Annotated in this window: 2 protein-coding genes; both read right to left on the bottom strand. The window is 36.2% G+C overall.

Going from position 1 to position 9,679, the window contains the following annotated elements; genetic code table 11:
- Positions 1-698 precede the first annotated feature (698 nt).
- Positions 699-6,614 (bottom strand): hypothetical protein, encoded by a 5,916-nt coding sequence (locus V7147_RS20635; protein WP_335369691.1) that lies wholly within the window; start codon positions 6,612-6,614, stop codon positions 699-701.
- Positions 6,615-6,919: 305 nt separating this feature from the next.
- Positions 6,920-9,421, bottom strand: a complete 2,502-nt coding sequence (locus V7147_RS20640) for a glycosyl hydrolase family 28 protein (protein ID WP_335369692.1) — start codon at positions 9,419-9,421, stop codon at positions 6,920-6,922.
- Positions 9,422-9,679: the final 258 nt, after the last annotated feature.

Genomic DNA, 9,679 nt, shown 5'->3' on the forward strand with positions numbered 1-9,679 from the left:
TATTAATATCTCAACGATACTCCCTAAAAAACTGTTTATTCTGGGAATCTTTCCATTTGGTCATCTTATTAAATTTCATTTGATTCCCTCTCATATTAAATAAATCTATTAGTTGTTTATAATTAGTACAAATCCAAACGCAAATATTTTAAAACCTATAGTTAGGGATCAACTTTCCGATTACCTTTTACATTATAAAGAAAATCTAAGACTGTTTATTGTACAAGCTAATAAAACCATACCTAGTGTAACCAGGTATGGTTTGTAAATTTTTCACCTAATTTCAATCATTCCATTTCTTCCAAAGCTTATTTATATGTTGACTCATCAAAGTGCCGGTTTCGAAAAGCTCAACTCTTTAAACAAATTCCCATCTATGGGCGAAAAAAANNATCAATTTGAATGTCGTTTCATTACAAAATGTTGATTCTGTGAACTTATACTTCAAAACAATTCTTCTCCAACTTCACTTCAGATTCAGTCGGGAATCTCCACCATTTTCTAGTTTCATACAGCCTCTGTTCTAAGAATATTATAGCGAGAAATAGATCAGCTTTTTCACGCTATACTCCCTTCACTTATTTTGAAAATTATATTATTATCAACCTTGCTTCGAATGTTCTCTTCATTTAGTCATATAAAACACCACTCGACATTCTAGTTTTGAACTTTTTTCGTCGAGTGGTGTCTTTTAATCTTTACTCTGTTTCTTCTACAAATCTTAATTGAATTGATTCTAATACAATTTGGTGATTACTTCGATTTGCTAAAATTGAAAATATGAATGTATGATCGTCTTCGTCTAGAATAAGCGTATCCATCGTTTTTATACTTAACTTATGACCTGTCGTTATCCCTAGGTTTTCATCAATATAATTAACTAAATATCTTGGAACACTCGGTGTTCCAGATGCTAATCGATCACCAATCTTATTCTCTGGTGCAATTGACCCAAGATATAACTCTGTATCTCCTCGATTACCGTCCTTATAAACAACATCAAACTTATATTTACCAGCTGTTTCGATTTTGGTTTTTATCGCAACCCAACCATTTAATGCACCTGACCCGTTAGCTGTTTGAAGATATGGGTACCGTGGTCCATTTGCATATGCTATATCATCGGAACTGGTTGCACCTGAATTTGTTGAATATGTGACGTTCGGATTAAGTCCATTTGTTCTTTGGTATGCAAATTTATACTCAGTAAATACGGATGCGGTCATTTCTATTTTATTGCTTGGATCATTTTGATTAAAGAACTCGATGATATCCCCGTCATAAATGAGGTCATCATCACTCACTATATTTTCAACCGATTTATCCTCTGATCGATAGACAACATAATCTACTGGAATTGAATTTGCGCTAATCATTTCTGTGCGTAAATCAGCTACTTTAATCCCCGGTTCCATTACAACAAATGAACGGTCTTTTCCATCCACGCGATATTTATCAATCATTCGAATGAATTCACTATCTTTATTGATCATTACATTAAATTCTGGAGCGGTAGACGCATCGATAATATAGCTATTCTTAGTCTTTCCATCCGCTGCAGTAACTATCAATTGATCACCTGTTTGAAGGACATCATTACTCGCTTTCAATTCTTCATCTTGATCAGTAACCACATAAGTTTGAGCGCTTCCATCGAAGGATTCTATTGACTCCATTAATTGAGCAACTGTTGTATCGTTATATAATTTAATTTCATTCAACAATGTGTTAATACTGACGATGTAATTATTCTTCGTTGAGACGATTGTTGTGTTATTACTAACTGTGCTGGCACCAATAAATACATATTGAGTAGTATATCTTCCATTAGCGGAAGAAACGATCAATTGATCTGTTGGGGCAATAAATCCACTTTCTTTTACCAAATCGTTTACGTCTTTTACCTGATAACTCTGTGTTGAACCATCTGTGGAAGTAATAGCTCCAAGTACATCTTCCACTTTCGTAAATCCATTAACAGATAGAGTTTTCCCATCATTATCGATGGTAAAAGTCTCTGACTTAATATTTGTGTTCCCACTTGCTACACCAACGAGCTCAATGCTATCAACAATAATCGTGTAAACAGAGCTTGCTGGATTTTTCCCGATAATCGTTGATCGTACTATAGCATCTCCTGTTGAAGGAACGTATACATCACTCATGTCGACTGTATGATAGGCAGACGGTCCATGTTCATCAATTGATCCACCAACATCTGTTCCGTTCACAGATACTTGAACAATTCCTCTTCCATTTGTATTGCTCTTATACGTATATTTTAAGGTATACTTTCCTGCCGGAACATTTGGAATAATGTAATCAACATAATCTCCTACAGTACCACCGTTAAATTCACGGTTAGCTCCACCACTAGCCGAGGATTCATTATTTGTTTTGGTAGTCATTGCTCCACCGAGCACATATCTTCCAGTTTCCCCTTCTATTTTTATTGAAGTAGCACCTGCATTAGACGTAATTATGTGATATGGCATACTCGTTCTATTTTTGGAAACAATCAGCCAATCCCCTTCAACTAACTCACCGGTTGTTTTAGAAATTCCATTACTCTCTGTCACTTCATACTCTAAATCATTTCCAGATATTAGTGGCTGAATCTGAGCAAGTAATTGTTTTACTGTAGCGCCATTTAAAACTCTCACAGTGTCTCTAGTAATCCCTGAAATATTGGGGTGATCCTCTTTTACTTTGATTCTTACATCTTCACCCACATTAATTGTGAAGTTGGCAGAATCATTTCCGTTTTCTGCTGTTACTTGAAGGATATCCCCATCTGTTAACATCGTGCCATCTTTAATTGGTGTACCTTCATGTAGTACTTGATAGCTTTGGACAGAATTATCTTCCGATTGAATTTGTGTAAGCAATTCATTCACAGTTGTACCTGTGATGACATTCACTGTACGCGCGGTATTATTTAAGCCAATCACCTTGCTATCATCAGGTTTTAATAAAATATTTACATTGGCGCTTTCAGCGACGGTAATCTTATATTCTTGAGTTGCTGCAGCACTCTCTGCAGTAACAACCAATAAATCACTACTGACTAGACGACCAGATGCTTTAATGTCTCCCTGTGCATTGACTACGGAATAGCTTTGTCTTGAGCCATCTTCTGAAATAACTTCCTCTTTAATCTGTTCGACAGTCGTTCCAAATTGTACGTCAATTGTATGTTTGGTATTATCCACTTCAAAAATATGTGTACTATTTTCCGATTTTTTAATTGTAGTAGAATCACTCATATTAAATGGATACGTCTGTTTACCTTTGATAGATACATTTTTGATATCAGCCAGAGGTGTTAGTTCATTCCCCCAAGTGTTTTGATAGTAGGTAGAATTTTTAACAGTGATATTATCTGCATTTTTTAACTGGATCACATTACGATTGCCTTTGCCTTTAACCATTGTCACATTATCAAGTGTCGCATTCTTCACATCATCTAGGACAAAGGCATAGCGATCATCATTTTTCTCAAAGTTTACTGTCACATCTTTAAAATGAAGACCATCAACATGACGAGCCCAGAATCCATAAGATGGTTGTTCACCAATGTCTCCAATATTATACTTACCTACACCTAGCTCTGGTGGGCTAATCTCTGAATCCGCGAAACCATTCCCACCTTTTACTAGTACGTCGACATTTTCAAAATGTAGGTTTTCAATATAACCAATATTACGACCATCTGGAAGTGTTGGTCCACCCTCTCCAACCTTGTAACCAGCAATAATTGGTGTGGCTTTGTTTTGACTCGTATATGGTACCCATCGATTCGCGGGATTGCTGTACTGGCTACCTTGGTAAACTTCTTTTATATTTACATCTTTAATATAAATATTTCTTACATGACCAATATTCACGTTTGTGCTTAGAAGCTCATCCCTCATGACACCATTTTCCATGAATTTCATTCGTTCAGCTTTCCCGCCGATAACACGTCCACGGTTAGAAATCGAAATGAAGAATGGTGCACGCGTACGTCTCATTTCAGACATATCGCGAACTGGACCCGTCTTCCCATGGTTTAACCAAATATTTTCAATATGACCTCCATCATTTGTAGATATCGAGAATCCAGCTTTATTTCCTGCTAAAACATAAATATTATCTACGAATAAATTTTTGATATCGTCTACTGTTTCACTTCCAATTTGGAATAGGTTACAATTCGTATCTCCAATGATATTACGTACAAAATAAGTTGTAGCAGGTTTTGTAAAGCCTAATGAGGAGTCACTTCCTGGTTTTACAATATCATCGGATACACCTTTTGCATAAATATTTGTGGCATACACATAGCTGCTTTGCATATAGTCAAAGACGTCACGAGCACCACCACCACTGCCTTTATCATAATAAAAGTCATGGGTATTAATATACTCTGAACCAGTAGCTAGCAAGGCAAAGTGTCCAGCACGATCCACTTTTAACATATTGCTAATATTCGTATCTCTTAGTTCATTCCCATTTTCATCCTTGCCCATAATATAATAAGGTTCGTCTGTTGTTGGTGAATTGGTTTCTTCGTACCATAGGTCCATCCCTTTATCTAATCCACCAAACTCAAAGTTTGTACTAAGCTTAATGGTGACCATCTTATCAGTGCGATTGTCTGGAGCATTATTCATTACTCCATCACCAGTCACCAAATTGTTATTTCCTGTAATTCTTCCATTACCGATGATCTTGAAGTTATCGATTCTTTCTCCAAAAAACATACTGTTTCTAAAGAATGTGTGACCAACATCTTGTTTCGTTAAATAGTTTTCAGGATCTCTATATGGTCCTGTATCTGTTGCAGATGTACCCGACCGATACCCTCTATCTGAGAAATATGTTGTCTCCGGAGCATCTCCACCTCTTAATGCAGCAATCGTCGCATTTTCATGAATATATAAATACACATTGCTTTGTAAGTGAACCGTTCTGACATTAAAAGTTCCATTTTCAAATAGTAGTGTCCCTCCGCCTAATGAATTCAGATACAAAATCGCCTTATTAATGGCATCTGTGTCATCGGCTTTGCCATCACCTTTTGCACCCATAAGCTTCGCATCATATTTACCTGTATAGAATTTTGCGATATTGGAGTCACCAGCATTGTCGCCACCTGTGACAACTAGTTTAAAATAATATTCAGTATTCGGAGTTAAGTTGGAAATCTCAATCGACTTGCCCTTTTGATTAACTGAAACAGGACTTTCCGTCCATGTAGCCCCTTTATCTATTGACTGCATCATTTTGATGAATTTAGCATTTTTGGCAGGGCTCCAATCAAACCGTGCTTTTAAATATGTATCACTTGTTTCTTTATACGTAAGGTTTTTTTCTAATACACGATGAAAATTGCTGATTGTACCAACAACATCCAAACTGATTTTGCTGGATGGGCTTTTCAATACTTCGGGTTCAGATGTCGTATAAGAAGCTTCAAATTCATAAGTTCCTTTATCCATCTTTACATTTTCAAAAGTTATTTGAAGATCCGCACCATTTGCAGGTCGGAAATCAAGTCCTTTAAATGTGATTAATTGGCTCCCATCAGCTTGATTATCAATTTTCACGGTACCCACCTTATCAAAACGATATCCGGCACCAACTCGACCAATTGATTGTGTTTCAAGACCAGAAAGGAAGACCTCTCCACGCCCAATGACATTTACCTTCGTATTATTCATTGTTGCATTGATACCTTTAGGAACTTTCAGCACGACTTCTGTTGCTGGACTTCTCATACCAGCAAAGAAATTTAACACAACATCCGTTGGAGTGTTTGCAGTGATTTCACTATTTATTAGCTCCATCTTGCCTCTTACGGCACCTTTTATCAAATTGATTGTATAATCATGGGATTTGTCCCCAGCACTTACCGTTAAAATATCACCATCAGCGATGGTGTCAGATAGCCGTTTTTCAGCCCCGTCTTCCCCCTTTACAACATAGGTTTGCAGGTTGTCTGATTTAGAAGAAATTTGATTAAATAGTTCTCCAACTGTTCTGATTGTTAATGTAGTACGTCCCGCACCTTCTGCAGTATCTACTGTATAAATAAACGTGTCACCAGACGTAATATAAATAGCATCGTTAGTAATTTTGAAAATATGATCGCCTTGTTCGGATGTAATGATTGACACTTCATTCGGAATTCCCTCAATTGGAACTTCCTTACCTTCCAAAATAGCAATATTGGATTGAGGAACTTGATCTGATGAAGCCCAATTTGTTCCTTTTAGCGCGAAGACTTTTACATGATGATTCGTTATATCTTTTGGAAGCGTTAATTTTACTGGCAGGGATTTACTCTTTCCTTTTTTTATTTCTCCAGTCGTTTCTCCTATATTTACTAATTGATTATTCGCGTCATAAAGGGCGACAATGGACAATACATTTTGGTTCTGATTTGTATTGTTTTGAATATTTACCCTAACATTTAAATTTTTATTCGCTTCTAATTCTTTCATATTAAAAGAAGCGTCAATCGTAAAATCGTTTTCGGCGGCAAAAACAGATATGCCTCCTAACAGCATGCTTAGAATAAAACAAAGTGAAAACCAAAAAATATTACTTTTTTTCAACTGCCTGTCCATCTTTTTTCCCCTTCCTCAATTGTTTTCCAAAGTTATAATAGCGCTTTCGTAACTTTACAACTTTGGAAAAATCATTTTTATATAATTAGTATTTTATAATCGAATAGTCAGCATAATTAAGTATGGTATGATAAACACCAGACCTCTTCTACTTTTAAATTCTGTGTACGGTACATAAACAGATTGGCCACGACCTTAATTGTAGACCCATGTGTTTGATTGAATCGGTTGAACGTGTTTTTATATTTTACGTATACACCATAGCCGAATGTCAGTCCCCTCCTATGAGAGAACTGACATTAATATTAATTAAATATGACAATATTTGATAATGGAATCTGCTCCGAGAATCTCCATTCAGTTCCTTCCAAAGCAAAAACTTTTACATGATAATAATTAACATCTTTTGGCAGTTCTAGTTTTACCGGAAGAGATTTGCTCTTTCCACTTTTGATATTCTTTGTGGTTTCCCCTACTAATACTAGATTGTTATTTTCATCGTATAAAGCTACGACTGCTAGAACATCTTTGTCCCCATCACTGTTGTTTTGAATATTAATCTGGACATTTAAATTTTTATTTGGCTGCAGATCTTTCATGTTAAATGAAGCATCGATGTTAAAAATAGGTTCTGGAGCCTTTTCATAATAGACTGCTATTTGAGGTTTAGTTACTTCCCCTGACTCTTTAGTAGCTAAATCAACATAAGCAGGGATACTTGCATATTCGGACCAGATGGCAATGCTCAATGACGCATTTCCATTTTCTAATGCTTTTTTAATAGCTTCCGTAATATCCCATTGATACGGCTTCTTTTCGCCAGGAACAACAATAGCAGTATCGATCAATTGACCAATTGCAGGGCGATTGCTCCAAGTTAGTGTTCCTTCATACCATTCAGCTAATGGATCGGCTAATTCATAGATGGAGATTGGCAATTCTTCCGGAGAATCCCCTAAGCCCATTCCGTATGCATGAAAGATAACTTGCCCAATATTGTCATGATTAGCCAATTCTGTTAAATCAAAATTCACGTAAGACACCCTTCCACGTGGTAAATCACGCGGATCATTTTTGACAGACATGACTGAACTAGACCCGTAATTCGAATTTGGGTCCCGCTCACTTACCCAAGAATCTGCTGTTACTTGGATCATTTGATCAGCATCACTGATATCAACCAACGATTTAACCATTTTAGGAGCACTTTCCACTTCTACCCCAGATTCCCCAATTACCTTAAATTTAATGAACTTTCCTTTATCTGCAGATTGTACCTTATATAATTTTGAAGTAGCATCTCCAATCGGCTGATATCCACCGTCAAATGAAGTAGAGGCAAACCATTGAAATTTCAAATTTTCTTCAGTTCCACCCACATATTCATATAACCCTTCAATTGTATTTCCTGGAGCTACATCCCCACGAATGAAAACATGATTTATGTAAGGACGTAGTTGTTCACCATTTACCCAAACATTGTCAAAATTTAAATTTCGAATATGTTTGATGATATTTGGATTCGCTGCTTTTTCAACCGTATAATTTTTAACATTCACATCTTCAATTGCCATTGTTTCGTTTCCAACGATTCTAAATGCTCTATCTACATTTTTTGCAGTAACATTTTCGATATTAAAATTGCGATATTTAGAAGGATATAACCCGCTTCCCTCTCCTTTGTAATCGCTATCAAATTCAAGGAGATTTAACGCTTTTCCAACATTAATATTACGAACCCAAACATCTTCAATATATCCTCCACGATCAGTATTTGATTTAAAGTAAATGGCCGCCCTAACGTCAATTAAATCAATGTCCTCCATAAATATATTGCGTGCTCCACCGGACATTTCACTACCAACTGATAAAGCATTATGTCCCAATAATGTATTATTGCGGATAATGATATTTTCACTTGGTTTATTGAGTCGCCAACCATCCTGATCTCTTCCTGATTTAATAACAATACAATCGTCCCCGGTATGAATGTAATTATTTTCAATTAATACATTCGTACTTGAATCTACGTCAATTCCATCGTTATTCAATCGAAAACTTTCAATCGTTAACCCTCTAATAATAATGTTGTTTGAGTACAACGGATGTACGATCCAAAATGGTGAGTCATAAAGAGTAACATCTTCAATTAAAAGATTTTCCGTTTCAACAAATTGAATAAAACTCGGTCTTAGAAAATGCCCCTCACCAAAAACTCGGTCTTCTAACGGGACCCCTTCTTGGCCCATTTTTCTAGATAACGTTTGAGAAGGACCTTGTTTAGGACGCCATGTTGCAAACCCATTTTCTGCATTCCCATCAATGATACCCTTACCGGTAATCGCAACATTTTCCACCTGGTATGCATAAATTAATGGGGAATAATTATATATTTGTGTCCCTTCCCAAGAAGTCAGAACAACCGGTAAATAATCACTCGGCTCCTCACTAAATACCAATCTAGCACCTTCCGAAACATGCAAGTTAATATTACTTTTAAAATGTATTGGACCTTTGCTAAACCATTCTCCTGCAGGAAGAATAACTCTACCTCCACCTTCAGATGCCGCCTTTGTGATTGCTTCCATTATTGCCGGGCGGGCATCACTGACTCCATCACCTACCGCTCCAAAATCAGTAATTAAGTAATCTCTATCTGGGATTTCTGGAGGGGATATTTGGCTAAGAATTTCAGGTACCTGTTCCCATCCATCTTTACTTTTTGCTTGTACTTCATTGCCACCTGACATCACTAAGGGTTGTACGAATAATAACATTATTAGTAAATAGTAGATTAGCTTTTTCACGTTATATCCCCTCCACTTTTTGAAATTCAAATTAAAATCAAACTTGTTTCGAATGTAACCTTCATCGAGTCATAAAAATTACCACTCGACTTTCTAATTTTGAACCTTTTTCGTCGAGTGGCGACTTTTAATATTTTTCCGTTTATTCAACTGCCTGTCCACCTTTTCCCCCCTTCCTCAATAGTTTTTCTAAGTTATAATAATACTTCAAACCTTTACATCGTTGTAAAAATCATTTTCATCTAATTAGTATTAATC

It is taken from the genome of Bacillus sp. JJ1521, from assembly GCF_036965165.1.
Lineage (GTDB): Bacteria > Bacillota > Bacilli > Bacillales > Bacillaceae_L > Ferdinandcohnia.